The 26520-nt window shown below is 39.8% G+C and carries 28 protein-coding genes; 17 read left to right on the top strand and 11 right to left on the bottom strand.

Annotation, left to right across the window (positions count from 1 at the left end):
- Positions 1 to 250 precede the first annotated feature (250 nt).
- Complete coding sequence (locus AL038_RS06670) at positions 251 to 1288, top strand: NADP(H)-dependent aldo-keto reductase (RefSeq protein WP_062150765.1); 1038 nt, start codon at positions 251 to 253, stop codon at positions 1286 to 1288.
- 363 nt (positions 1289 to 1651) lie between these two features.
- On the opposite strand, the gene AL038_RS06665 is transcribed toward AL038_RS06670, so the two are convergent.
- From AL038_RS06665 to ppx, 3 genes are all read right to left on the bottom strand, one after another.
- Positions 1652 to 1822 carry a hypothetical protein gene (locus tag AL038_RS06665; protein WP_161575444.1) on the bottom strand — a complete coding sequence of 57 codons (171 nt, stop codon included), beginning with the start codon at positions 1820 to 1822 and terminating at the stop codon, positions 1652 to 1654.
- A gap of 26 nt (positions 1823 to 1848) precedes the next feature.
- Positions 1849 to 3051 carry a porin gene (locus tag AL038_RS06660; protein ID WP_062150762.1) on the bottom strand — a complete coding sequence of 401 codons (1203 nt, stop codon included), beginning with the start codon at positions 3049 to 3051 and terminating at the stop codon, positions 1849 to 1851.
- 340 nt (positions 3052 to 3391) lie between these two features.
- Entirely contained in the window at positions 3392 to 4912 is a 1521-nt protein-coding gene (gene ppx / locus AL038_RS06655) for an exopolyphosphatase (protein ID WP_062150759.1), read from the bottom strand.
- A gap of 218 nt (positions 4913 to 5130) precedes the next feature.
- Here ppx and AL038_RS06650 point away from each other — a divergent pair, with 218 nt between their 5' ends.
- Complete coding sequence (locus AL038_RS06650; protein ID WP_062150756.1) at positions 5131 to 7197, top strand: PAS domain-containing sensor histidine kinase; 2067 nt, start codon at positions 5131 to 5133, stop codon at positions 7195 to 7197.
- Positions 7198 to 7492: 295 nt separating this feature from the next.
- Here the strand turns inward: AL038_RS06650 and AL038_RS06645 are convergent, their stop codons facing one another.
- Positions 7493 to 8191, bottom strand: a complete 699-nt coding sequence (locus AL038_RS06645; RefSeq protein WP_062150753.1) for an OmpW/AlkL family protein — start codon at positions 8189 to 8191, stop codon at positions 7493 to 7495.
- A 350-nt stretch (positions 8192 to 8541) separates the two neighbouring features.
- Between AL038_RS06645 and AL038_RS06640 the strand changes: the two genes are divergently transcribed.
- Entirely contained in the window at positions 8542 to 9300 is a 759-nt protein-coding gene (locus AL038_RS06640; RefSeq protein WP_062150750.1) for a Crp/Fnr family transcriptional regulator, read from the top strand.
- Positions 9301 to 9516: 216 nt separating this feature from the next.
- Here the strand turns inward: AL038_RS06640 and AL038_RS06635 are convergent, their stop codons facing one another.
- The 5 genes from AL038_RS06635 to AL038_RS06615 form a co-directional block, all read right to left on the bottom strand.
- Positions 9517 to 10188: a hypothetical protein gene (locus tag AL038_RS06635; protein WP_145917066.1), complete on the bottom strand. Its 672-nt coding sequence runs from the start codon at positions 10186 to 10188 to the stop codon at positions 9517 to 9519.
- Positions 10189 to 10235: 47 nt separating this feature from the next.
- Positions 10236 to 10796 carry a hypothetical protein gene (locus AL038_RS06630; RefSeq protein WP_062150745.1) on the bottom strand — a complete coding sequence of 187 codons (561 nt, stop codon included), beginning with the start codon at positions 10794 to 10796 and terminating at the stop codon, positions 10236 to 10238.
- A 135-nt stretch (positions 10797 to 10931) separates the two neighbouring features.
- Positions 10932 to 11750 carry an esterase/lipase family protein gene (locus AL038_RS06625; protein ID WP_062150741.1) on the bottom strand — a complete coding sequence of 273 codons (819 nt, stop codon included), beginning with the start codon at positions 11748 to 11750 and terminating at the stop codon, positions 10932 to 10934.
- An 82-nt stretch (positions 11751 to 11832) separates the two neighbouring features.
- Positions 11833 to 12765, bottom strand: coding sequence for a DHH family phosphoesterase (locus tag AL038_RS06620; protein ID WP_062150738.1), 933 nt, complete (start codon positions 12763 to 12765; stop codon positions 11833 to 11835).
- Positions 12766 to 13201: 436 nt separating this feature from the next.
- Positions 13202 to 13999 (bottom strand): ferritin-like domain-containing protein, encoded by a 798-nt coding sequence (locus tag AL038_RS06615; protein ID WP_062155392.1) that lies wholly within the window; start codon positions 13997 to 13999, stop codon positions 13202 to 13204.
- Positions 14000 to 14274: 275 nt separating this feature from the next.
- Between AL038_RS06615 and AL038_RS06610 the strand changes: the two genes are divergently transcribed.
- The 14 genes from AL038_RS06610 to tatC all read left to right on the top strand — a co-directional run bounded on the left by AL038_RS06610 (position 14275) and on the right by tatC (position 24788).
- A complete protein-coding gene (locus AL038_RS06610) occupies positions 14275 to 14763 on the top strand; it encodes a GNAT family N-acetyltransferase (protein WP_062150736.1) in 489 nt (162 codons plus the stop codon).
- Between the two features lie 2 nt (positions 14764 to 14765).
- A complete protein-coding gene (locus AL038_RS06605; protein WP_062150733.1) occupies positions 14766 to 15764 on the top strand; it encodes a glycosyltransferase family 2 protein in 999 nt (332 codons plus the stop codon).
- 18 nt (positions 15765 to 15782) lie between these two features.
- Positions 15783 to 16550: a PstS family phosphate ABC transporter substrate-binding protein gene (locus tag AL038_RS06600; protein WP_062150730.1), complete on the top strand. Its 768-nt coding sequence runs from the start codon at positions 15783 to 15785 to the stop codon at positions 16548 to 16550.
- 163 nt (positions 16551 to 16713) lie between these two features.
- The gene (locus AL038_RS06595) at positions 16714 to 18852 is read left to right on the top strand and encodes a methyl-accepting chemotaxis protein (protein ID WP_161575443.1); all 2139 of its coding nucleotides are present in this window, start codon (positions 16714 to 16716) and stop codon (positions 18850 to 18852) included.
- Positions 18853 to 19045: 193 nt separating this feature from the next.
- Positions 19046 to 19786 carry a 1-(5-phosphoribosyl)-5-[(5-phosphoribosylamino)methylideneamino]imidazole-4-carboxamide isomerase gene (gene hisA, locus AL038_RS06590; protein WP_062150723.1) on the top strand — a complete coding sequence of 247 codons (741 nt, stop codon included), beginning with the start codon at positions 19046 to 19048 and terminating at the stop codon, positions 19784 to 19786.
- A 39-nt stretch (positions 19787 to 19825) separates the two neighbouring features.
- A complete protein-coding gene (gene hisF / locus AL038_RS06585) occupies positions 19826 to 20599 on the top strand; it encodes an imidazole glycerol phosphate synthase subunit HisF (RefSeq protein ID WP_062150719.1) in 774 nt (257 codons plus the stop codon).
- 24 nt (positions 20600 to 20623) lie between these two features.
- Positions 20624 to 21424: a hypothetical protein gene (locus tag AL038_RS06580; protein ID WP_062150716.1), complete on the top strand. Its 801-nt coding sequence runs from the start codon at positions 20624 to 20626 to the stop codon at positions 21422 to 21424.
- Entirely contained in the window at positions 21421 to 21813 is a 393-nt protein-coding gene (gene hisI / locus AL038_RS06575; RefSeq protein ID WP_062150713.1) for a phosphoribosyl-AMP cyclohydrolase, read from the top strand. The genes AL038_RS06580 and hisI overlap by 4 nt, the downstream gene beginning before the upstream one ends.
- 9 nt (positions 21814 to 21822) lie before the next feature.
- Complete coding sequence (locus tag AL038_RS06570; protein WP_083991453.1) at positions 21823 to 22539, top strand: lipid-binding SYLF domain-containing protein; 717 nt, start codon at positions 21823 to 21825, stop codon at positions 22537 to 22539.
- 50 nt (positions 22540 to 22589) lie between these two features.
- Complete coding sequence (locus AL038_RS06565) at positions 22590 to 22913, top strand: phosphoribosyl-ATP diphosphatase (RefSeq protein WP_201800134.1); 324 nt, start codon at positions 22590 to 22592, stop codon at positions 22911 to 22913.
- A 7-nt stretch (positions 22914 to 22920) separates the two neighbouring features.
- Positions 22921 to 23268 carry a histidine triad nucleotide-binding protein gene (locus AL038_RS06560; RefSeq protein ID WP_062150703.1) on the top strand — a complete coding sequence of 116 codons (348 nt, stop codon included), beginning with the start codon at positions 22921 to 22923 and terminating at the stop codon, positions 23266 to 23268.
- 33 nt (positions 23269 to 23301) lie between these two features.
- Positions 23302 to 23544, top strand: coding sequence for a twin-arginine translocase TatA/TatE family subunit (gene tatA, locus AL038_RS06555; RefSeq protein WP_062150700.1), 243 nt, complete (start codon positions 23302 to 23304; stop codon positions 23542 to 23544).
- A gap of 6 nt (positions 23545 to 23550) precedes the next feature.
- Positions 23551 to 23937, top strand: a complete 387-nt coding sequence (gene tatB, locus AL038_RS06550) for a Sec-independent protein translocase protein TatB (protein WP_062150697.1) — start codon at positions 23551 to 23553, stop codon at positions 23935 to 23937.
- Positions 23934 to 24788, top strand: a complete 855-nt coding sequence (tatC, locus tag AL038_RS06545; RefSeq protein WP_062150694.1) for a twin-arginine translocase subunit TatC — start codon at positions 23934 to 23936, stop codon at positions 24786 to 24788. Before tatB ends, tatC begins: the two co-directional genes overlap by 4 nt.
- A gap of 118 nt (positions 24789 to 24906) precedes the next feature.
- Here tatC and AL038_RS06540 read toward each other — a convergent pair whose 3' ends face one another.
- Both AL038_RS06540 and AL038_RS06535 read right to left on the bottom strand, forming a co-directional pair.
- Complete coding sequence (locus AL038_RS06540) at positions 24907 to 25299, bottom strand: bacteriohemerythrin (RefSeq protein WP_062150691.1); 393 nt, start codon at positions 25297 to 25299, stop codon at positions 24907 to 24909.
- A complete protein-coding gene (locus AL038_RS06535) occupies positions 25290 to 26516 on the bottom strand; it encodes an MFS transporter (protein WP_083991452.1) in 1227 nt (408 codons plus the stop codon). Before AL038_RS06535 ends, AL038_RS06540 begins: the two co-directional genes overlap by 10 nt.
- Positions 26517 to 26520 lie beyond the last annotated feature (4 nt).

The following is a 26520-nucleotide window of genomic DNA, read 5'->3' as shown; positions in this document are numbered from 1 at the left end:
AATTATAAAATGAGGGAACTCATTATAAAAGGTAAATATGCATCTGTAGAATTCCCTCTCTACGTGTAAAGTCGTCATAAAATCACTCGCGCATTAGCATGTATAATTAAATACATGTTTAAATTGCATTGTGGCAGATAATGAATGTTTTTATGTATGTAGTGGATTATTCATGCGATAAAATTTGTACTATGCTGAACTAGATACAAATTTACGCGCAAGCACTTCGTGTAAAATACAAAGGAATTATATGAAATATAACGCTTTAGGATATACCGACATACAAGTGAGTCGTCTTTGTTTAGGAACGATGACGTGGGGAGAACAAAACACAGAGGAAGAAGCGCATGAACAGTTAGACTACGCGCTTGCACAAGGAATTAACTTCATTGACACCGCCGAATTATACCCTGTTCCTCCACGCGCAGAAACACAAGGTTTAACCGAAACTTATTTAGGGACATGGCTACACAAACGACAAAATCGCGATAAAGTTATTCTCGCAACTAAAATCGCAGGTCCGGGTGATTGGGTGCAATATATTCGGCAAGGTCCGCGTTTAACCCGCACACATATCAATCAAGCGGTTGAGGACAGTCTTAAACGCTTACAAACTGATTACATTGATTTATATCAAGTCCATTGGCCTGACAGAAACACTAATTTTTTTGGCAAGTTAGGCTACACTCATCAAGAAAACGAACAATATACGGCGATAGAAGAAACCCTAAGCGCGCTTGCAGGATTAGTGCAAGCAGGCAAAATCCGTTACATAGGCATTTCTAACGAAACGCCTTGGGGTGTCATGACATACTTAAGACTTGCCGAACAGCAGGGCTATCCTCGTTTAGTCAGTATTCAAAACCCTTATAATTTACTCAACCGTTCGTTTGAAGTAGGACTTGCAGAAATTGCACACCGTGAACAAGTTGGCTTACTCGCTTATTCACCAATGGCATTTGGCATGTTATCAGGTAAGTATTTAAATAATGCTCACCCCATTGGCGCGCGCGTCACGTTGTTTGAACGTTTCAGCCGTTACAAAAATGATAATGGTGTTAAAGCGACTCAAGCCTATGTGCAACTTGCAAAAAAATTTGATATAGACCCCGCTCAAATGGCATTAGCTTATGTCAACAGTCGCCCTTTTCTAACAGCAACATTGATTGGTGCAACTTCGCTAGAGCAATTACGAAGCAATATTCAAAGCATTGATTTAATGCTTAGTGCAGAAGTATTAGAAGGCATCGAGACAATTCATAAAGAACACCCAAACCCTTGTCCTTAAATGATTAGTCTATTGGTTTGCTATACTTTTTATATAGTAACCGTATTTTAAAAAGAGAATAAGAAATGACCTATTCAACAGATTTCCGTAAAAAAGTATTGCTCGTTACCAAGTTTCACTTGGTAATGCCTATTCGCTAAGCGCTGCTTGGCGGGTACTTGAACGCCCCCCGCTTGTGGAGCCTGCAAGGCAGGCATTACCAAGTAGAGCTTGGTAACGAGCAAATTTGATGAGCTCTTTTTACTGATATTCTCTTTAATCTTTTTATAGTACTGTTGCTATATCTATGAGTCTAACAAAAGAAAAAACCCTATCAACATTGCTGTGATAGGGTTTTATAGAGATTGAATGGGCAGTTATTACTTAGTCGCAGTTACCAACACAAATCGCGCCTTTTTCACCTGTAAATAAACCAGGTCCTTCGGGCGGTGCACCTGCGGTATGATTACCATACAGCGGTTCGCCACCGATTGCACAGCCTGATAACACAGCAACAACAGCCAACAGGCTCAGGAAATAAATTCCTTTGCTCATATCATTAACCCCTTAAACTAATCAAATTAAAACTTGACGCGCGCGCCGCCCATGAGGACATAAATGTCTTCTAGGTTGGCATTTGTGCGATCTAAAGTAAAGCCTTGGTATTGGAAGTAAACTTCGGTCGCGGCTTTATCAATATTTTGGACTAAACCTAAGCCCCAGCTGTCTAACTCATCATCGACTTGTGCATAATCTTCGGTGACACCGTAAGATAATGCAATTGCGGTTTTGCCCACATCAGAGCCTTTGAATTGGTAACCTAATTTTGCATAGTAGGAGGTTGCTTCATCATCACGTGTGGATTTGCTTAAGTCATAGCTTTCTTGACCATACGCCAATGTCAAGCTAACACCAACGGGTTCGTATAAGAAAGAAGCAGAACCACCATAACGGCTTTCGTAGGTTTTTAAATCTTGAGGATCAGCATAAAAACCAGCGGCAGCAACTTTTACAGGACCGAAAGAACGTGCTAAATAAGCGGCTGCATCCCATGCACCACCCGTGGTTGCACTGGCAGACAACATTAAGCCACCAAGGCTAGGTGTGTCATAACGTACGCGGTCATCACGACTTAAACCATCAAAGTTAGTGGTGACTTTGTTAATGGTAACAACGGCAGGATTATTGACCGCATCAGAATCACGGAAGGATAATCCACCACCAACACCATTCAGCAAGGAATAACCGGCAACGGATGTGCCAGATAAATCTTGTTCGGTGGTGGTGTTAGAAGCCATGTCACCTTGACCTAACCATAAACGACCTAAGGTTTTGCTGTCAAAGTACAGTTCAATCTTACGTTCTTTGAAGAAGTCTTGTGAGCTATTGCTGGCAGTTTGCTTCATGGTAACGTTGTTGCTGGCATTAGATTGATATTCTAATTCCCAAGCAACACCAACGGTTACGTCATCGCTCACGGCGGCTTTGCCGTCGATGTTTAAACGGCTAGATGAGTTATCATTGTCAACAAAGAAGGTATCGCCATCAATGCCGTCATCTGCATACATAACTGCACGGTTGACATGACCCTTTAAGGTCAAACCATATTTTGGTTTTGGCGCAGTGATGATTGCACCTGAACCACCAGAGGATTCCAGTGTGTTGATGCGTTTTTGCAACTGATCAATCTGTACTTTCATGTCACTCATATCATCAGCTAACACGAAAGGAGAAACAGCTAAGAGAGCGGCTGTTACGCTAGATACTAAAGTCTTTTGCTTCATTAAATTTCTCCACTTGCTTAGTTTACTTTACAAAACTTAATCTCTATTTTATCGAGCCAAACAAAATAGAGGAGGTATATTCTTTTAATACGCGGTGTTACAAAAACAACAGAACATAATTCGGTTACAGATACTGAATTAAATCAGCAGACATGAGAACCTTAACGCAGATGACGAAAAAATGCAACAGATTTTTTGTAAAAAAACCACACTTAAACAATTGTTGTTAAAATACGACAAATGGTACTTTTATCTGTTTATCTTGTGTTTGTTATTTGGTTAGGAGGACAGCATTGAAATTTATTATTAATTATAATATTACGTATATTTTATGTGTGTTTTATTCAAAAACAAGTCGTATATTAATATCTCGTAAATACTCGTGTTCTTGTTCTAAATCGGTTTGTGTCAGCGGATGTTGTTCTAACCAGTTGTTAGGAAAGGTTAATGTTAGCATGTTATCAGCAGGACAAAGTATAATCGGCGGTAATACGCTTGTGCTACGCCCACGATGTAGCAGAATAGATAGGCGTAATAAAACACCTAATCGTGCTAATTTTATCCCTTCAATATGACTACAGCGTTGACTGATGTCACTGGGAAATTTGCGACGGTGTACACGCACTAATGTTGCTAATAATGCTTGTTCTTGTTTAGAAAAACCAGATAAATCGGAATGGCTGAGAATATAATCGCCATGTTTATGACCGTTTTCGTGTTCAATGCTTAAACCAATTTCATGCAACCGTGCTGCCCAACTGAGCATTTGCGCATATTCTTCGTGTGCTAAATCCCAAACACGAGCCACATCTGATAGGAATTGTAAGGTTGTCGCTTCCACCCGTTCGGCTTGTTGTAAATCTACGCCATAACGTCGACTCAGGGTACGAATGGTGCGTTCTCGCACATCTTCATGAACAATGCGTCCTAACAGATCATAGACTAAACCTTCACGCAACGCGCCATCAGAAATCTGCATCCGTTTTAGACCAAACCCTTCAAAAATCCCCAGTAAAATCGCCACACCACCAGGAAAAACAGCAGTGCGTTTGAGGTTTAGACCTTTTAACGCGCTTAGGCGTTCTGTATGACCAATATCTAACAAGGCTTGACGTAATTTTTGTAAACTGTCGGCCGTGATTTCTGTTCCCCAGCCCATTTCGATAATGACACGTTCAATATTGCGCAATGTCCCTGATGAGCCAATGACTTCTGCCCATCCTGTTGTTCTGAACATTGCTTCTATGGGTTGTAATTCTAGTAAGGCGGCAATTTCCGCACGGCGTAGATTCTTTTGGCGAATGTTACCATCTTCAAAATAGTGTTCACTCATGTCAACACAACCCATACGCAAACTTTCACGGCGCAAGGGTTCAAAACCTTCACCAATAATAAATTCGGTACTTCCCCCACCAATATCAATAACAAGACGTTTTTCTTTACTACTAGATAGGGTGTGTGCAACACCTAAATAAATGAGGCGAGCTTCTTCCCGACCTGCAATAATTTCTATCGGATGACCCACTGCCTTTTCTGCTTTTAGTAAAAACGTGTCCGCATTTTTGGCAACTCGCAAGGCATTTGTTCCAACAATACGTACATTATCAATGGGCATATCACGCAAACGTTGTCCGAACCGTGCAAGACAGTCTAATGCGCGTTGTTGTGCTTCAGGTGAGATAGTTTGCGTCGCATCCAATCCTGTTGCAAGACGTACCATTTCACGTAATCTATCTAGGACACGTACTTGTCCATCACTAATACGAGCAACTATCATGTGAAAACTGTTAGAGCCTAAGTCAACAGCAGCAACAACTTCAGGTGTGGGATGTTCTGTAAAGAAAGCAGGTAGCTTCAACATTCTTAAGTGCGTTAAGTGATGGCTGATTTAAGAGGTGTACATGGTAACAGAGGATAGTGAATGGCTGTAGTCATTTTTATAGCAATTTAGCTTAATATGCTGATTTAAATTAATTTAATTAAAACAAGAAAAGCAAGCTGTTATTTATACTAAAAAAATATAATTTATTGTTATTTAACATTATTTATTGCAATTTACTTTCAGGATACATTAGGCAAATGGTTTATAGTGCATTTCAGTTTTGGTTATCGACGCTACCGCTTGGGTTACTTTGGCTCTTAATGGCGGGCGGGATTTATTGGAGATTTGTCGATGACTCTTTCCTCACATGGGTATTTTTTATCACCAGTGGTATGGGAGGGCTTTGGTTATATTACATAAGACAAAAGTTTTTACAACCCTGTATATTACAACAGAAAAACCATCAGCTTATTAATCAATTATTGGACAATATGCCACATGTTTTTTTCCAATATCAAATTGATAGTAAAGGATTTGGTAAGATTCGGTATATTAATAAACAAGCGATTAATTTTTATGGATTGACTAGCGTTAAAATCCCACCCGCAGAAATACTTGCTTTGATTGCAGAAGAAGATAAAGAACGAATTCAACTTTTATTAGATGATATTCATAACTGTTCACAAAATTTAAACGAGGTGTTTAGGACAGGAAAAGAGGGTTCGTACAACTATTTAAGACTAAGTGCCACGACTTACCATGATATAGATAAAAATACGATAATCACAGGATATATAGAGGATATTTCTGAACAGAAAAAATTAGAAAATGCGTTGCGTAAAAGTAAAGAACGTTTTGAATTAGCCGTATTAGGGTCTAGTAGTGGTTTATGGGATTGGGGTAATACATTTGAAGATCGAGCATGGTGGTCATCACGTTTTTTTGCCTTATTGGGTTATGTTGAAAATGAAGTTGAACCCAGTTTGTCGCGATTGACGACGTTTCTTCACCCTGATGACCGTTTGCCCGTTATGAATGCGCTCAGTAAACACTTGCAAGAGCGAATTCCTTTTGATGTAGATTGTCGATTACAAAAGAAAAATGAGGAATACCATTGGTTTCGTTTATTAGGTCAAGCTGTTTGGGATGAGATGGGCAAGGCTACCCGCATGGCAGGCTCACTTAATGATATTACTGAACGAAAATTAGCTGAATTAGCCCTACGTAAAAGTGCTGAACAATTCCGTACATTAGTAGAAAACGGCAGTGATTGGGTATGGGAATGTGATAAACATCTTATTATTAAAGTGATTAGTGAAAATATTAAAACAGTTTTAGGGTACGATGCTACCGAACTAATTGGACATCACTTATTCACCCTTATCCCCCAAACAGAACTCAACGATATTCAAAATGCATTCAATACAGATCAAAATGATCGCTCTCCCATACAACATCAAGAAATACAACTGAAAAGAAAAGATGGTGTCCCCCTACTTGTGGATATTACAGCGATTCCTCTTTTTGACACAGATAAACGTTTTCTGGGTTATTTTGGGATGGGACGTGACATTACACTACAGCATCAAAATCATCAGCTTAGTATAGAAAATAAAGAATTAGCAAAAATGACCCGTCTAAAAGACGAATTTTTAGCCACCATGAGTCATGAACTGCGCACGCCTTTAAACGCTGTTTTAGGGATGGCAGAAGCCCTTCAAGAAGGCGTTTATGGACACTTGGATGTTCGTCAATTGCGTTCCGTACAAATTATAGAAAATAGTGGAAAACATTTATTAATGCTCATTAACGATATTTTAGATTTATCAAAAATTGAAGCAGGAAAAATGCACCTTACACTGGGTGATGTTGCCTTAGATAGCTTATCTCAACAATGTATTGAATTTATTCGCCCACAAGCCGCCAAGAAAAACTTAAAACTCACCATCCAAACAGATACTGCCATTACAACCATTCAAGCAGACAGGCAGCGTTTACGCCAAATACTCATCAATTTACTCAATAATGCAGTTAAATTTACGCCTGATAATGGTGAAATTGGATTAGAACTTAAAAACGACCCAGCGACAAAAAAAATACACATTACCGTATGGGATAAAGGCATTGGTATTGCTGAAGCGGATAAAGAAAAGCTCTTTAAACCGTTCAGTCAAATAGATGCTCGTTTATCACGACATTATGAAGGAACAGGCTTAGGGCTAGCACTTATTTATCGCCTAACCTTGCTTCATGGTGGACAAGTGAGTGTAGAAAGCGAAATAGGTAAAGGTAGCCGCTTTACCATCAGCCTAAATAACGAATAATTATGATTGTAATAGCTAACAAGATAATTTAAAAGAAAATATGCTTGCATGAGGAGGTCAATTCTGAAAATTCAGTGGCTAAATAAATCAGGATTTGTTGTAGAAAACATAATTAAGCAAGGCGATTGATAAAGCAGAGAAAGGATAAATCTGGCTCTAAATTTCAATTCAGATAAAAACCAAAAAAACCAAGCCCCGTTGCAGGACTTGGTTTTGAGGAACAAATATGTCAACTATTGTCTTTAGAAGAAAGGACAATCCATTGCGAGTATAAATCCTTAACTAAATTTAAAGCTTAAAACTTTGTACCAATACCAAAACCAATAACCCAAGGGTTAATATCCACATCAGTTGTCACATGTCCTAACGCGCCAGAATTGAACTCAGCGGTTGTGCCGATGTCCATGTATTTCACGTCAGCATTGAGGAATATTTTATCATTGATGTCATAATCAACACCCATTTGGGCGACCCAACCGAAAGAAGAATCTAACGACACATCGGAAACACCACCTAAACCTGCGTCTAAAGAATTCGTGGCTTTCTCATTAAAGAAGTAAGTGTAGTTAAATCCAAAACCTGCATAAGGACGGATAGGACCATCAGGCAACAAATGGTATTGTAAAATCAATGCGGGGGGTAAAACGCGGGTTTCGATAATATTACCGGGTGCGAGCGTATTTAATGTTTCACCTTTAGAAGAAACATCATGTTGAGAACTCAAATCTAACAACAACTCAACGCCAACAAACTTAGTCATCATATAGGTAAAATCGATGTCTAATGTCCAAGCATCTTCTACATCAACCGTTGTACCGGGGACATTTGTACCTGTTGCGCTGGAATAAACATCACCACTGTCAGAATCGGGATTGATGTTGATAATACGACCACGGACTAAAATATCACCTTGGTCAATAGCGAAAACGGGCGCGCTAACAATACCTAAACTGCTGACAATGAGTAAGGGTAAAACCTGTTTTTTAAGATTCATCTAACTTTATCTCCTAATGGTTTTTCGGGAAAAATACTTTGATAATTGCAACCTTAAACAGTACTACTATTTTATTTATTTAAAACAGTGCCACGGGATGTCTCATTAATTTTTATAAAAATCTTAAGGTTTAGTAAAATACTCTGAAATATAAAATAATAATTATTTCAACGCTTTTTTAAAACTAACGTCCAAAAAAGAAACAATTCTACCACAATTACAGCCAAATTTACATCACTTAACAGATTGTTTTAAAAAAATAAATTTAAATAGGTAAAAAACTTTTTTTCCATCAAAATAAATCATAAACTATGGATTGACATTAACCTAAGTTAATTTGTGTCTGTACCATGACAAACCGTTCCAAAAGAAGCGAACAAACTGTTCCTTGTCACGCCTGCCCTGTTCGTAAGCTCACCCGCTTTCAACCGCTGCCTGAGTCCCAACAAGCTGTTGTACAACAATATCGTGCGGGACAAACGCTCTTGCCTGCAAAACACCATTTATACCGTGAAGGGGAGCTACACGGCAATATTTACACCTTATTCAGTGGTTGGGTTATGTTATATAAGACATTGAGTAATGGTGGTCGACAAATTTTACGCTACGCACTGCCCGGTGATTTCATCAGCTTTCAAGCTGATTTACAAGCACCAATGAATCATTCTGCCCAAACATTGACCGAATGTACTTTATGCGTATTTCCGCGCCAAAATCTTATTCAGATGTTACAAACGCATCCAGAATTAGGGTTGCAAATCGCATGGATAACTGCTCGAGATATGACATTAGGACAAGAATATTTGGTGAATATTGGACGAAAAAATGCTAAAGAGCGTTTAGCATTTTTATTTACAGAGCTGTTTCAACGAATGGGAATGCATGATCCTAAAATTGGCAATAGTATTCCCTTTCCTATGACACAAGAAGATATTGCCGACACGCTTGGACTAACCCTTGTACATGTCAATCGTACTTTACGTAATCTACGGGAAGAAGGGTTGATTAATTTATCTCATCACACACTAACTATTTTAGATTACGCACAATTAGCTGAATTGGCAGGATTTAATAATGACACGTTAGCAACTGATCAGCCGCTGCTATAAGTATGTGTGAAGGGAGTTTGTACCATCAGGTTGCTTAATGGTGGTCTTAAATAAAGTTAAAAGAACGGACAAAACAAATAAAGCAAGTGTAAAGCACAGTTAAATATATGTTTTCGTACTGTAATGCACTTTGCGCTTGATATACTACAATTGGATAGCACTGTTCAAAACTGTGCTATCCGTGATTTATTTTCAAGCAGGATTAAACAACCTTCATCACTGTTTTAAGCGGTTTGATTGGTTGCTGCGGTCAATAATAAATTCATCAAGTTCTGAGGCTTGGGAATCAGCAAAATCCAATGAGTCCGATTTGACCGCTAAAGCTTGAAAAAACAGCTCGTTGCCTTGTAACTGAGGAAGCCGCAAATCTGAGAGGTTGACAGAAATGACGGTGGATTGTGTTGTTATTACTGCATTACCAAGCGGGGTTGTGCGTTCGTAGAAACGTATTGCTGGTTGCAATCTGACAACTGCAACAATCTCCAATGTCAGTGGGTCTAGTTCCATTCTACCCGCAACACTGCTTATCCATAAGTCAGTACTCCCCGGACGGGTGCTATAGGCAAGGTAAACGTCCATTGCCATATCGTTGCGAATACCGCTGATAAGAAAGTCAATACGCCCTGTTATGTCATTGTTGGCGTAAATAGTACCTACTTCTGTTAAATCCGCTTTACCCCATAACGCATTGTCAGTGGATATACGATAAGGGGGGCGTATTAGGTCGGCAGGAACACTCAATTGATTGAGCGATAAACTGGGAATAGGGCTGGTATCATCTCCACCAAAACCGCCATTTGCTAACACTGTGTGCGATAGCCATAGTAAAAGTAGGCTGGCGGTAAATCGCAATCCCCGCCAGTACCAAGTGCTTAACCGTTTCATCATTAGTCCTTAAAAATTTGAATAATGCTATTAACGGTAAGCATAGCAAATTACTGACCACTCTTCTCTTCGTCTTTAACCACAAACTCACCAAAAGGTGTTGCTACCTTATGATGTCCTTCAGGAACGGGTTCATTTGAACGTGGAACAGGTGGGACGGTATTTTGTGCTGGTTGCGAGGTGTCTTGTGGTTTTGGCAGTTTGTCTAAGGGTTCATCTTTAACTATCACATCGCCAAAAGGTGTTCTAATTTTGCGATGTCCTGCGGGTACTTTATCGTCGGGGATAACGGTTAAATTGGGATTTACGGGCGGATTTTGTGCGGGTGTTGGGGTGGCGGTTGGGGTCTCTATACTCATTTGTGTATGGAGTGGTAATTCTTTTACTTCCCCATTAGTTGCTGAAAGAGAAACTGCTCGACTATCAATTTTTGTGACTGTCCACGTACCCAGTGCATCACCTTCGTTAACGGTGACTTGTCCCCCATTGAAGGAGATATAGGCATTTTTTTTACTGCCTAAAATGCTTACACCTTCTAAATAAAGATTATCCGCTGCTAAAACAGGCAGGGTGATAAAGCAAGCAAGAATACTGTTATAAACCCATTTCATTATGAATCCTCAGTGAAGTTGTTATCTATCATTGACGCAGTATATTGCATTCTGATTGTAAATTGCGTGTGGATGCTTGGGTTGTAACAGGGAATTCTCTAGGCATCAGGTAATTATTCTTTAATTACATTTCAGTTATCTTGCAGGGTTAGCATTTGGCATGGGTAGGTTGAATAAAATAGCAACTAGCATAAGTCCATCACTGGGTTGTAATGCGTGCGTGCCAACACTTTGCAATGTGGTTGCTTGTCCTTGTAATGAAACGACATTATTCAAATCTTGGCTATATGCTGGAACAACAGTGTCTGTTATACCCTGTGGGTTGTCCGCACGAACGATGGAAATATAACGTGCAGGGGGGTGCGGATGGCGGTTGAGCCAGAATAAGAGGGTGTCAGGTGCTTCACGGACGAGGTCATAATACAAGGCTTGTGAGCGGTTAATCGTATCCATACCGAAAAAGGGTGCAAAAAATCCAAATGGACTGTCGCCTAACATTAACCCCCATTCAGCTTTATCTGTGCCTAGATGTGGACTTGCTATCGTGATGAGGGTATTTGCAGATAATCCCATTTGTACCATGCTAAAACGGGCGACCACACCACCTGCGGAGTGTCCAACTAAAATCAATTCATTTTGTGGGTGTCGTGTCTGTAGTGCTTGCATGTAGCGTGCGAGCCATTGTGCTTGTACAAGAATTGGTGCTTCTGATGGTAAGGTAAGCGTATAAACATAACGTGGATTTGCATTAACTGTTTGATGAGCAGGATAAAAACCTTGTGGAGCGAGATGCCCAAGATAATTAAAACCCGCCCGATTTAGAATTGGCACAACACCACTTTTAAACCACTCACTGCCATCTTCTAAATAACCATGAATAAGTACAACCGTTTGTCCTGCATGACATGACAAACTGATGAATAAACAACAACCGAGTAGTAGTGTGCGTAACATAATGTTTCGCCCATGAAAAATAACAGGAAGTTAAAGACAGGAAAGAGGGAGAAAAATACTCTCCCGCCCATGACATTATTAATTAACCATCAGCATTGATTTTACTTATAATTTCCTGCAATAGCCGTTCAGCATCATCATTAGGAACTTGGCATGTTCCTGCATTTTCATGTCCGCCACCACCGTATTGCAACATAAGCTCGCCAATGTTGGTTTTAGAAGAGCGGTCTAAAATGGATTTACCAACAGCGAACACTGTATTCTGTTTTTGTAAACCCCATAACACATGAATAGAAATATTACATTCAGGATACATCGCATAAATGATGAAACGATTCGCAGCGTAAATTTCCCCTTCATGACGTAAGTCAGCAACAACTAAGTTTTTATGTGTTCTGACACACTTTTCAATTTGGTGCATGGATTCTTTTTGATGTTCTTTATATAACTCAATCCGTTCTTGCACATCGGGTAATGCTAAAATGTCGGCGATGGTATGTGATTTACAATAATCAATCAAATTCATCATCAGTTCATAATTAGACACACGAAACTCTTTAAAACGGCCTAAACCTGTTCGCGGATCCATCAGATAATTCAACAATACCCAATCTTTAGGGAATAAAATTTCTTCCCGCGTAAACTGTGCCGAATCTGCTTTGTCCACAGCCATTAACATTTCTTCACTGATGTGTGGGAATGTTGCCTTTCCACCATAATAATTATAGACAACCCGAGCCGCAGACGGGGCATGAGGGTCAATAATATAATTAGCAGGGCGATTCTTATTCCGTAAGGTCTCACTCAGATGGTGGTCAAACACAAGATGTGCGCCAGTGACATAAGGCAGATTTGTCGTAATATCTTGGTCGGTAATCTCAATTTTACCGTCTTGCATATCTTTTGGATGAACAAACTTAATTTCACCAATTAACTCTTTTTCTTTCAGCAAAACAGCACAAATAAGCCCGTCAAAATCGCTACGGGTTACCAGACGATATTTTTGTTGTGACATTGTTTATTCTCCAGACTGGACAATGTGAAATAGTGATTCTAACCGACAATAAGAAGGGCTAACAGCCTATCGTAATTAGTCCCTATTGGTAAAGAATGGGTTTTTCTCTATTGTTATTTTGGTATTAAATAAATTGGCATCGATATAAGCATTATCCACAGCAATATTCTTAAGACTAACAAGGATTAGAGAAGGCTAAAATGAATTAAACTATCTACAAAAGTGGCAACTATAGAGTGCGCTAACATCGTGTAATGCACTATGACACAATCCTGTTTGAAGTAAAGCATATCACACTGTAAAAACATATAGTTAACGCACTTTATGCGGACTGTCAAAATTCCCGCAAATGTTGTCTAATCAACAGTAGATTACTTGCAATAGTAGTTTGGATGCTATCGCATTGAGCAATATTATCTATTATTCATTTTTTTATTCACAATTGTTCTAAAAGGGATAATTCTTCCGTACTAAAACCTGCGGCTAAACGCGCTACTGTATTAAAAGGGGCATGTATTTTTCCCGTGTAGTGTTTTTTTAGCAGTTGCAGAAAGGTTTCTGTTGGTAAAAGCCCACGTTCAGCACAAAAATGTTGAAACCAACGTGTACCAATTGCGACATGTCCAATTTCATCATGCAATATAATCTGCAAGATTGTCACCAAGTCAGCACTTCCCGCCTGTTGCAACCGCTGAATGATGTAAGGGCTTGCATCTAAACCTCTTGCTTCTAACACCCGTGGCACTAATGCCATACGAACCAAAACATCCTCTGCCGTTTCCACTGCCATGTCCCACAATCCCGAATGGGCAGGTAAATCGCCATAACAACAACCCCGTTTTGCAAGTTCTATACTGAGCAATTCGTAATGGTAGGCTTCTTCTACAGCAACTTTTATCCAATCAGCATAAAATGCACAGGGCAACTGGCGAAAACGATAAACCGCATCCCATGCTAAATTAATCGCATTAAATTCAATGTGAGCAATTGCATGAAGTAGCGCAATTTGTCCTTCTGGCGTTTGCATTTTTCGTTTAGGCACAGCCCGAGGATGAACTAATTTTAATTGTGGCGGATGTCCTGCCATTGTAATGGGGAGAACAGGTGTATCATCAAGCAAGGACAATTGCCCTGTGTGCCATTGTTCGGCTGTTACACGACTTAATTGAATTTTAACAGCTGGGTCAGTCGCTTGTAAGCAATTATAAGCAGCAGAAAATAATGTATGATTCATGCGTTTGAGAGTAAAAATAGACCGATTGTAAAAATTAAAATAAATTGGCGCAGACTGCGTTAATGTTGTGTAACGCATCACTCGTATTAATGAGCTATTTTAATGTGCGCGCCCAACAAAGATTATGTTATTTTTCCATCAAAAAGTGATGAATAACTTTTCTTAACATTATTGAACATCCCCTTATATGCTGGTATGAACTAGCAAAATAATCAGATTAACAGTTATTTTCTTACCTCTTCTATAGGTATCATCATGACAATTTTTTATAAATTATGATAATAATCCGAGAAATTATAGCGTGTGATTGGCAAGCAATTTTGCACATACAAGCCGAATCGTATTCAGAGATTGAACCAGAATCTGTGCATGTTCTACAAAGCAAATGGCTTGTATCTACAGAAACTTGCATCGTTGCTGAAGAAAACCAACAAATCATTGCTTATTGTCTAGCCCATCCTTGGGACAAAAATAGCGCACCGCCTCTGTTTACCGCATTAACGCACTGCCCAACAGCCACAGGACTTTTTATTCATGATTTAGCCATTAGCCCAATCGCAAGGGGGCGTGGTATTGGACGCATGATTTTTGACTACTTATCAGATTATGCAGTAAAAAATAACATGCATTTCTTCAGCTTAGTAGCCATTCAAAATGCAACCCACTTTTGGAAAAAATTAGGATTTCAACCTGCAACACTGAATAAATCATTACACAGTTACGGTAAAAACCCCGTTTATATGCAATTGATTCTTCAGGCATAAATATGCACGCTGATATTTCCCCGCCACATACCAGCATCATCATTTTAAATTGGAACAATTGGCGCGACACACTAGCCTGTTTAACATCACTACGTCATCTTTCTACAACCCATGTTTCCCTGATTATTTGTGATAATGCCTCAAATGATGATTCCATTACACAACTCACTACATGGCTTAAAACCAATTTTTCACCCGATGAATGGCTCGTTTTACAAGCACCCATCAGTATTTTTCCAACACATTTACCCCCTATAACACTACTGCAAACAGGTAAAAATTTAGGGTTTGCGGGCGGAAATAACGTTGGTATTCGTTATGTACTCACAGTAGGGCATAGCTCTTTTATCTGGTTGCTCAATAATGACACTCAAATAGAAGCACAAGCACTAAATGCCTTGCTAACTTGTGCAACAGCACGCCCAGACATTGCGTTATGGGGAAGTACAATTATTGATTACACCCAGAGGCAACAAGTGCAATGTGCAGGTGGATGTCAATATTATCCTTGGCTTAGCCATGTTGTTCCCTTCTATTCACGCATGGATGTGCAACAACTCATGCAACTTAATCCTGTCCTTAAACTCGATTATATTTTTGGAGCATCCCTATTTTTTCGGGCGGATATTCTACGAACAGTTGGTTTATTGAATGAAGATTATTTTTTATTTTATGAAGAATTAGACTATAGCCAACGCCTAAAAAAGGCAGGATATCAAATAGATTGGTGCAAAAATAGCTGGGTTTACCACAAAGGCAGTGCCACAATTGGCGCGGGACAAAAAATTGACCGTCAAAAATTACAACGTGCGAATTACTACGAGAATTTAAGCACTTTAAAATATACCGCTCGTTTTCATCCGTATCATCTACTTTTTGTCAGTCTTCTGCGTTTCACGCTAAAATCCATACTACTGTTAAAACGACGTGATTTCGATTTGTTCCCTTCATTATGGCGTGCTTATCGAGACTTTTGGCAGTGGTGGTGTAATAACATATAACAACCGAGGATAAATACGATGAATCAGCGTAACTTCGTTTTAGGTTTACTACTCACAGTTCCTTTAGTAACCCACGCAGGCGTGATTAACTATGAAGGCTCATCCACCATTGGCAAGTTTTTAGAAGATGCCAGCAAAGTTTATGCTATTAGTTCATTTAAAATCAATACGATACCAGAAAGTGCGGGCGGAGAACAATGCGCTGTACGGAACACTTGCGATTTAGGCGGTGTTGCCCGTGCGGTAGAACAACGTTTTTTAGACAATGGTGTTGTTGCGACACTGATTGCAAAAGATGCAATTGCCGCGTTAGTCAATGCAGATAATCCCGTTAAATCCCTCACAAAGGCACAGCTTAAAGGGATTTTTACAGGGCAAATCAAAAACTGGTCAGAAGTAGGCGGTGAAAACTTACCGATTAAACCCTATGTCGTTAAAGAAACCTCAGCTACTTACTCTGTTTTTGCTAAATCTATCTTAGATAATTCGAGTTATCAATCTGTTGAAGTCGTTACGCCTGATGGACGAATGGCTCCCGTTGTAGCACGAGAACGGGGTGCGATTGGACAAATTAGTTTTAGCTTTCTGCTAGATGCAAAAGGGGTTAAACCACTGGAGATTGATGGACAAATTGCAACCGTTGAAAATCCTAACTACCCCATCTCACGACCGTTATATTTCACCACAAAAGGCGAAGCGCAAGGGGAAGTAAAAGCCTTTTTAGAGTGGACCTTATCTGACGACGGGCAAAAAGTTATTAAACAACGGTTTGTTGGTATTCGTTAAATCAATATTATGCTATTTAACTGAAAATGGGGTGCGAATTTATTCGCCCCTATCCAAGGCCTTAGCATAAACAACTTACTCAGGAGCATTACAAACAATGCGTTTCATCTCTAACAGTATGCAAAACAAGTTCATTCTAGTTGTGAGCTGTTTCGTTTTGTTTATGCTAACAACCGTTGTTAGCACGCTTTATGTGGTTGATAGCCAATCAACCGATGCAGAACAACTCAATATTGCCAGTCGTCAGCTAGTGCTAATTGTTAAAATTCAAAATGAAACCAATGCGATGGTCTTAGCATTAGAAAGCTCCTCCTCTGTCACAGAACGTCGTCAACGATTAAATGACATGCGGACTTTATTTCAACAAAGCCTTTTCGCCTTACAAATGGGGGGCGGTGTACCAGACAATGATGGTAATACCATCTTTTTACCGCCTGCTGATACTTATAGCATGGGAAAACTCAATGAAGTTAAACAACTATGGGAACATGTACAACAAAATTTAACTATTTTGTTAGACCCTAAAGTTGATATTCTTGCTGATAGTTTTTACGATTCAATTTCAGTACTTAGCGGTAGTTGGCAAACTATTTTTAACGCGGCAGAACATGCTGGTGAAGCACTAGAAATAGCGTCAAAAGAAAAAATACACTATTTAAAAATCATCCTATTAAGCGCACTGGTTTTATGTCTTGTCGTTGCAATCATTGCCATTTGGTTTGGTAAAAAAACCATTGTTAATCCCACCCGTTTAATGCTCAAAGCACTGAATACGCTCCTCTCGCAAGCAGTCAACTTTACCGAACGATTGCCCGCATTTGGTGAAGATGAAATTGGAAAAATTGCTTTTTCTATTAATGCAATGCGCGATAACTTATACACAACTTATGAATCGATACGCCTCAGTAACGAAGCTGCACAACGGATTAACCAAGCCTTAGACAAAGCGGCTGTTAATATTCTCATTACCGATAATACACACCGTATCATCTACTTTAATGAATCTGCACAACATCTTTTTAACAATTTAGAAAATGTTTTGCGGGAACGCATCCCCAACTTCACCAGTAAAACCTTACTCAATAATACCAGTGATTTATTCCCTACCCATGAGCGGGAACGATTAGAAGCCCTAGAAAACACCCATCACACAACACTGATTATTGGACGAATTCACCTAGAAGTAATTATCAGCCCTGTTTTTACAACGGCAGGCGACAGACTTGGTTGGGTAACAGAATGGCGCGATAGAACGGCTGATATTGCCATAGAACAAGAAGTGAATCGTGTTATGCGTGCCGCAGAATCTGGCGATTTTAGCCAACGTGTAGATTTAACGAGCAAAGATGGCTTTTATAAAACACTGGGCATTGCTGTTAATCAAACGTTAAATTATATTCAACAAATAATTGAAGAATTACACAGTGTTTTTAACGCGTTAGCCGCTGGCGATTTAAATAAAACCATAGAAAAAGATTATCAAGGCTCACTTGCAAAACTCAAAACCGATTTAAACCGTACAGTTAACACGCTAACAAATATTATTCTGCTCATCCAACAAACGGCGGACACCGTTAATAATGCCGCAGGAGAAATTGGCGAATCCAACGAAATTTTAAGCCAGCGGACGGAACAACAAGCAGCAGCACTACAACAAACAGCCGCTAGCATGGGTCAAATGACCAGTTCTGTCCAAAAAAATGCACAAAATGCCAAAACCGCTAATCAGATGGTGATGGATACCCGTGAATTAGCAAATGAAAGTAAAACCGTGTTGAACACGGCAATTGATGCCATGCAGAACATTAGTCAAAGCAGTCAAAAGATTACAGAAATTATTACAGTGATTGATGATATTGCCTTTCAAACAAATTTATTGGCATTGAATGCGGCGATTGAAGCCGCACGCGCGGGGGAACAAGGACGTGGTTTTAGTGTGGTTGCAGCCGAAGTCCGTTATTTAGCCCAACGTAGTGCAACAGCCGCCAAAGAAATAAAAATACTTATAAAGGACAGTGTAGAACAAATTGAAGAAGGCAAAACAATCGTTAATGCGTCGGGGGTAACGTTGCAACATATTACAACAGCCGTGCAAACCGTGAGTGAATTAATCAACACTATTACGATTGCGAGCCAAGAACAAGCCGAAGGTATTCAACAAGTGAATAAAGCGGTTAATCAAATGGAAGAAATCACACAATACAATGCTAGTTTAGTAGAAGAAGCTAACAGCATAAGCCAAGCAATGCGTCAACAAGCCCAACATTTACAACAACAAGTTACTTTCTTTAACGTGCGATAACCAGAAACGCACTCGTTTACCACCGACTAGCGCGTCAAATAGACATTCTCGCCAACCATTGCTGAATTTTAAAATTACATCGTGCTTAAGGTATAATCACGCACTTTCTCGCAGGTTGAAACACAATATCGGCAATTGCGCCATCAACCATCATCTAAAACCAACAAGTTATCGCGTTGTTGAGGAATTTATTATGTTAATCATACCAGCCATTGACTTAAAAGATGGTCAATGTGTGCGTTTACGACAAGGACGCATGGAAGATGATACCGTATTTTCTAATGACCCCGTTGAAGTTGCGGGACGTTGGGTTGCCGCAGGCGCACGGCGACTACACATTGTCGACTTAAATGGCGCATTTGCAGGTCGTCCTGTTAATGCTGATGTTGTACATCAAATTGTTAAAGCCTATCCTGAAGTCCCTGTGCAAGTTGGCGGTGGCATTCGTGATGCGGAAACGATTCAAACCTATTTAGATGTTGGTGTGAAATACGTGATTATCGGCACAAAAGCCGTAACAACACCACATTTTGTTACTGAAATGTGTCTTGCATATCCTAATCATATAATTGTCGGCTTAGATGCAAAAGATGGTAAGGTAGCAACCGAAGGATGGTCAAAACTCTCCCATCACGATGTGATTGATTTAGCTAAACAGTTTGAACAAGATGGCGTGAGCGCGATTGTTTACACGGATATTAACCGCGATGGTATGTTACAAGGGGTTAATATCCCCGCAACAGTTGCTCTTGCGCGCGCAATGACCATTCCTGTTATTGCCTCTGGTGGCATTACCAGCCTTACCGATATTCACACGCTTTGTGCTGTGGAAAAAGAAGGCATTATGGGGGCGATTACAGGGCGAGCAATTTATGAAGGCACATTAGATTTTGCTGAAGGACAACGGGTTGCTGACAGTTATGCCCGCCTTTAATGTGTGTACCAACACACACTACTAACGAGTAATATTATCATGGGTTTAGCAAAACGCATTATCCCCTGTTTAGATGTGGACGCGGGGCGCGTTGTCAAAGGAGTTAATTTCGTCAACATTCGTGATGCAGGCGACCCTGTAGAAATTGCCCGCCGATATGATGAACAAGGCGCAGACGAAATCACTTTTTTAGATATTACCGCAAGTTCCGACGCACGCGATACGATAGAACATGTCGTTTCTGCCGTTGCTAGTCAAGTATTTATTCCGCTAACCGTTGGGGGCGGAATTCGCAAGCTAGAAGATATCCGCCGTATGCTTAACGCCGGTGCGGATAAAGTCAGCATTAACACCGCCGCTGTTACCCATCCAGAATTTGTACAAGAAGCCAGTGAACATTTTGGCTCACAATGTATCGTTGTTGCTATCGACGCTCGTCAAGTTAGTCAAATAGGCGAAAGCCCGCGCTGGGAAGTATTTACCCATGGTGGACGCAAAGCGACAGGTTTAGACGTATTGGCATGGGCAAAAAAAATGGCTGCTTTTGGGGCTGGCGAAATCCTACTGACCAGTATGGACAGAGATGGCACAAAAAACGGCTTTGATTTAGCACTCACTCGCGCACTCAGTGACGCAGTGAGTGTGCCTGTTATTGCCTCTGGTGGGGTTGGCAATTTGCAACATTTAGTTGAAGGTGTCACCTTAGGTAAAGCCGATGCTGTATTGGCAGCCAGTATTTTTCATTTTGGGGAATACAGCATTATCCAAGCTAAACAAGCCATGCAAGCAGAAGGAATTGAAGTTAGACTTTAAGCGATGTCACACAACGAGTGAATCATGAAACAAGTCGCCTCCTTACGCTATGGCGTAATATTCAAAAAAGCTTTTTGCGATATAGAAATCTTTAAAGCCTTTGTCAAGGATTTTCTTGATATAGACTTAGAAATTGACAAAGTCGAAACTGAAAAGTCGTTTACTCCACTGATAGGCAACGTCGATTCACGGTTTGATTTATATGCAGAAGATAAAAAAAATCGAGTGATTGTGGATATACAACACCGTTATTACAACGACCACTATGACCAATTTTTACACCATCACTGCGCAGCAATGCTAGAACAAATCAGCAATGCAAAAAGTTACACGCCAGAATTGCAGGTTTTCACAATTGTTGTCTTAACCAGCAATAATGCACACAAATCTGCATTTTCTACCATTTACTTTGACCCAATTGACTATGTAACAGGAAAAGGCTTGGGAGAAATAGCACATAAAATTGTATATTTATCGCCTAAACATATTTCTGAGAAAATACCTGCGCCTTATCAAGAATGGCTAATGGCAATCGAAGACAGTTTAGATGAAAAAGTCGATGAGCATATCTATCACAAGCCTGAGATTCTAAAGGTTTTAAAACTCATAGAAAAAGAGGGACTCACTCCACAAGATCGCGCACAAATTAAAGATGAATATGCGTTAGAAAGTGCCTTGCAGAAAGAAAAAGAGGCAGAATATCAAAAAGGAAGGCACGAAGAAAAGCTAGAAATTGCGCGTAATATGCAGGCTCAAGGACTTTCTTTAGAGCTAATCGCCCATGTCACTGGGCTAGATATAGAAACCCTACCCTATTTAAAATGAATGTATTAACAGATTGGTTAGAACAAATTGCATGGGATAAACAAGGTTTAGTCCCTGTTATTACTCAAGAAGCAAGCACAGGACAAGTGTTAATGTTTGCATGGATGAATCGTGAAGCCTTGCAATTAACGGTAACAGAAAAACGTGCAGTGTACTGGTCACGCTCACGGAACAAACTTTGGTTTAAGGGCGAAGAATCAGGACATGTACAACAATTAAAAGATATACGTCTGGATTGTGATAATGACGTAATTTTGTTGAAAGTTGAGCAGTTAGGGGGAATTGCATGTCACACAGGGCGGCATCATTGCTTCTTTCAGCAACTACAAGATAATCAGTGGGTAACAGTTGAACCTGTGAAAAAAGACCCACAAACGATTTATCGTTAAGGTCAACTTATGAACCTTTATTCTATTTTAGGTCTTTTCTTCAGCATAATTATGCTGATTAATCAAGCACAAGCTGATGATTTTAATCGTAACTTCTATGAGCGTTCTGTCAGTGCTATAGAAGCGAATAGCATTGTTTTAAAATCAGCGGTCATTATGGAAGAATCCTACAAACAAATAGAAATTAACCTACCATCTGCACTGTTACGCGAAGCCGAAGCGATTGTGATTATTCCGAATCTATTACGTGTTGCTTTTATTATAGGTGGTAGTGGTGGAACAGGGGTTATGCTAATACGGGATAAAAATGGCATCTGGACAAATCCTTCTTTTATCACGCTTGCCAGTGGCAGCATTGGCTTACAAATCGGGGCAAATGCGAGCGATATTGTTATCGTTTTTATGCAACGTGATAGCATTCGCCAAATTGAACAGGGCAAATTTAAACTAGGTGCAGATATTGGCATGTCGGTTGGCATTGTGGGTGCGGGTATTAATGCATCAACTGATTTTCGGGCGGCTAGTTATGCCTATTCTCGCAGTCAAGGCGTGTTTGCAGGTGTCTCTTTAGAAGGGGCTCTTTTAGACATAGACCCCGCAGGTAATCAAGGTTTATATGGTTTGCCTTATACCGCACAGGATATTTTTTCAGGAAAGGTAAAAACTAATTCAAAAACGGTTCAACGCTTGCAAAATATTTTATCGCATTATGAACGACATCCATAAGTATCTTTATTTACAAAATTTCACACTTCCATCACGTTGATTCTTGTATCATGACAGACAATTTATTAAACCGTTTAGCCATTATTTTAGACGAGCGCAAACAAGCAGACCCAAAAAGTTCTTATGTTGCTAGTTTATATGCTAAAGGGTTAGACAGCATATTAAAAAAAGTTGGTGAAGAAGCTACCGAAACGGTGATTGCAGCAAAAAATGGCGAGCCAACACAACTTATTTATGAAGTCGCCGATTTATGGTTTCATACACTGGTGTTGCTTTCACACCAAGAGCTACACCCACAAGCCGTATTAGACGAACTTGACCGCCGTTTTGGACTGTCAGGGATTGAAGAAAAAGCCAATCGTAACCAACATTGAGGACAATATGAATACTGAACCCACTTGTCTTTTTTGCAAAATCGTTGCAGGACAAATTCCTGCTGATTTAGTGCATACAGATGAACATGTTGTCGTTTTTAAAGATATAAACCCGAAAGCACCGATTCATTTGCTTGTTGTGCCACGTGAACATATAGAAAATTTGTTCACAATAGAAAACCAGCACGATCAATTGATGGCACACCTCATGAAGTTATTACCCATACTCGCAAAGAAAATGGGATTAGACGGCTTTCGTACAATTATCAACACAGGTAAATCGGGCGGACAGGAAGTATTTCACTTACATGTTCATTTACTGGGTGGTTGGAACACAAGCCCCCAACTTTTTTAACAAAATTATTTTACTAAACATTGAGGCATTACAATGGGTGTTAGCATTTGGCAATTATTAATTATCCTCGCCATTATCATTGTTTTATTTGGAACAAAAAAACTACGCAATATCGGTGGTGATTTAGGCGCGGCAATTAAAAACTTCCGTAGCTCCATGCAAGAAGGTGAAAAAGAAACCAACATTGCACCAACGATTGACGATAAGGGACGCGTAATTGAAGGACAAGTGACAGAAAAAGAAACCAGCAATACTAAAGAACAAAACAAGGTCTAACCCATTATGTTCGAAATCGGTTTTGGGGAACTGGTGCTTATTGGTGTCATCGCGCTTATCGTGATTGGTCCAGATAAACTACCGGGTGCAGCAAGAACGGCAGGGCTATGGATTGGAAAAATGCGCCGCTTTGTTAGTTCTATTAAAGATGAGGTAGATAAAGAACTAAAATTGCAGGAATTGCAACAAACGCTCAAAGAGGTAGAAAAGAACAGCATACAACAATTTGTTGAAGAAACAAGAAAAACAACGTCTGACTTACAAAATGCACTCAATGCCTCCGCGATGCCCGCCCCTGCTACACCTATCAAAACGGATACCGTTGCCGCTGTCTCTGACACACTTTCACCAACGGCTGATAAACCTGCTGAACAACGTACTAACACACCATGAGTCAAACGCCACCGCCTAGCGGAGAAATGCCATTTATCGAGCATTTGGTTGAATTACGCGACCGCTTGCTAAAAATAATCTTGGGTGTTGGGATTATTGTCGCAATACTTCTGCCCTTCTCCAATAATATTTACGCCTATTTTGCGAAACCGCTCATTAGCCTATTGCCAATGGGAACGCAAATGATAGCCATAGATGTCGCATCGCCCTTCTTTACACCCATGAAGCTGATATTGGTACTGGCTATTTTTCTCGCCATTCCTCTTATTCTCTATCATTTTTGGGCATTTGTGACACCCGGTTTATACAAACATGAGCAAGAACTCATTTTCCCCTTACTGGTTTCTAGCACACTGTTGTTTTATATTGGGGCTGTATTTGCGTATTATGTTGTCTTTCCAATGATTTTTAGCTTTATGGTATCAACAACACCTGATGGTGTTGCCATGATGACAGACATTGGACGTTATTTAGATTTTATTCTAACCGTCTTTTTTGCCTTCGGCATTGCTTTTCAAGTCCCTGTTATAACAGTTGTATTAGTTTGGTTAGAAGTTATTACCCCCGAACATTTAACCGAAAAACGTGCTTATATCATCGTTGGTGCATTTATTATTGGTGCTATTCTCACGCCGCCTGATGTTATCTCACAAACTTTACTCGCAGTGCCTATGTTGGTTTTGTTTGAAATTGGATTATTTATTTCTCGGTTAGTGTTAAAGAAAAAACGCCAACGGCAAGAAGCAGAAGAAATGTATGACAATGATTATCATCCATTAACAACCACAGAAATGGATGACGCGCTGAAAAAAGCAGAAGAAGAGGATAAACGCTTACGCGGAGAAAAATAGCAGGAACTTAACTATAACTAACTTTATAAACAGTAGGTTATAGAATTAAAGTAACACCCTTTTAAACCCTTATGAATAATGAGGGGATTAAAAGGGCTAAATACATCTCATTGTTTAATTAAACATTTCTCTTCTGTAAATACATTGCCAATGCGCTATCCATGGTTTTTGTATGCAATGCAAACCAATCTGGCAATCTATCCTTAATATAAGCCCGTCCAAAGCTAATCATGCCCTTATCAACCCGTTGTTGAAACTGCTTTAACTCATTTAACACCCGCTGATGTTCTGCATTATGTTCGCCCAGTTGTGAAAATTTACTTTCAATCATCAGCGCATTTTCTTTATCAAAATGAGCCTGCGTATGCTGCAATAGCTCAGCAAATAAAGCTTTAAATTCAGCATTACTGGCATCATGCACCTTATTCACAAGGGCAACAAATTCTTGATGTGTCTCATCTAATAAAGGCAAGTCGAGAAAATAACTGTCATTCCAATCCATTAAGGGCATATTCTTTCCTGTGAGGGTAAATAAGGCAAGGTAACAAGACGCTGTGCATCACGGTAGCAACTGAGCCAGATAAGAATTGGCAATGTGCTAGCGGTTAGCATGGCTATACTCGCAACGATAGGCATACCAACGAGTTCTCCCGTTGGTAACGGATGGAGTAAATAACCAGAAAATAAACTGCCGAGCGCGCTAGCAATATGCTGAATGGCTGCATTAAGTGCGATAAATCCGCTACAGCGTGTCGTTGCACTGTGTTGGGCTACCCAATTAGTTGTTGCAACATTACGCAGTGCAAGCGCAACCATAAAACCCACAAACAAGGGTAAAATATGACTGGAATGCGGACTATTTAAAAAGCCTTGATACAGCACAAATAGTAATAATAATGAACCACAGAACGCTAACAACGGAAAACCAACACGATTTACCAAATAACCACTGCTTTGTACTGCAAGAAAACTAGCAATACCACCACATAAATATAAGAAACCCAAAGACTCTCGGGGATAAGCAAGATTATATTGTAAGTAAATTGATAAATGTGGAATGAGCAAAAACCCTGTGAACATTGTTAAGGCAGTAGTGAGATATAGTAACCCTGACTTTTGGCGAAATTGAGTATATAACAAGGAAAATGTCATATTCACCCTAAAAATATCACATTGACGAGGTAGATAACGATAAGCAACTAAAAGTACAAATAACCCCATCGCAAATAAAATAAAAAATGGCAATCGCCAATATTCCAGTTGGGCAAGCTCTAAGCTCGCGGGAATACCTACAATCGTGACTAAAGAAAACGCTGTCATCACCACGCTTAACGCATATCCCCGTCGTTGCGCAGGAATATGATAGATAACTAGCGCGATAGCCAGTGCTGTTACGGGCGCGCTGAATAAGCCCGCAATTAATCGTCCCAATAACAGGCTATATAAATTCTCTGCACAAGCGGTTATTGCAATACCACTTAACAAACCCGCTAAAGAACAAAGCATTGCTTGTCGACGGGAAAACCTATCTAACACAAAAATACAAAACAACGCCGAAAAAGCCGCCGCACCTTTATGAACACTACCAATCAAGCCCATTTGTGCTGTCGCAATATTTAATCCTGTTACAATATCCGCACCTAATGGCATAATCATCATGAAATCCATGATGTTAATAAATTGGATAGCCGTAATCGTTAGTACAATGACAAACATTAGCCCAGACATACAC

Source organism: Beggiatoa leptomitoformis, assembly GCF_001305575.3.
Classification (GTDB): Bacteria; Pseudomonadota; Gammaproteobacteria; order Beggiatoales; family Beggiatoaceae; genus Beggiatoa; species Beggiatoa leptomitoformis.
Note: the sequence above shows the minus strand (reverse complement) of the source record. Positions and strands in the feature narration are given on the sequence as shown.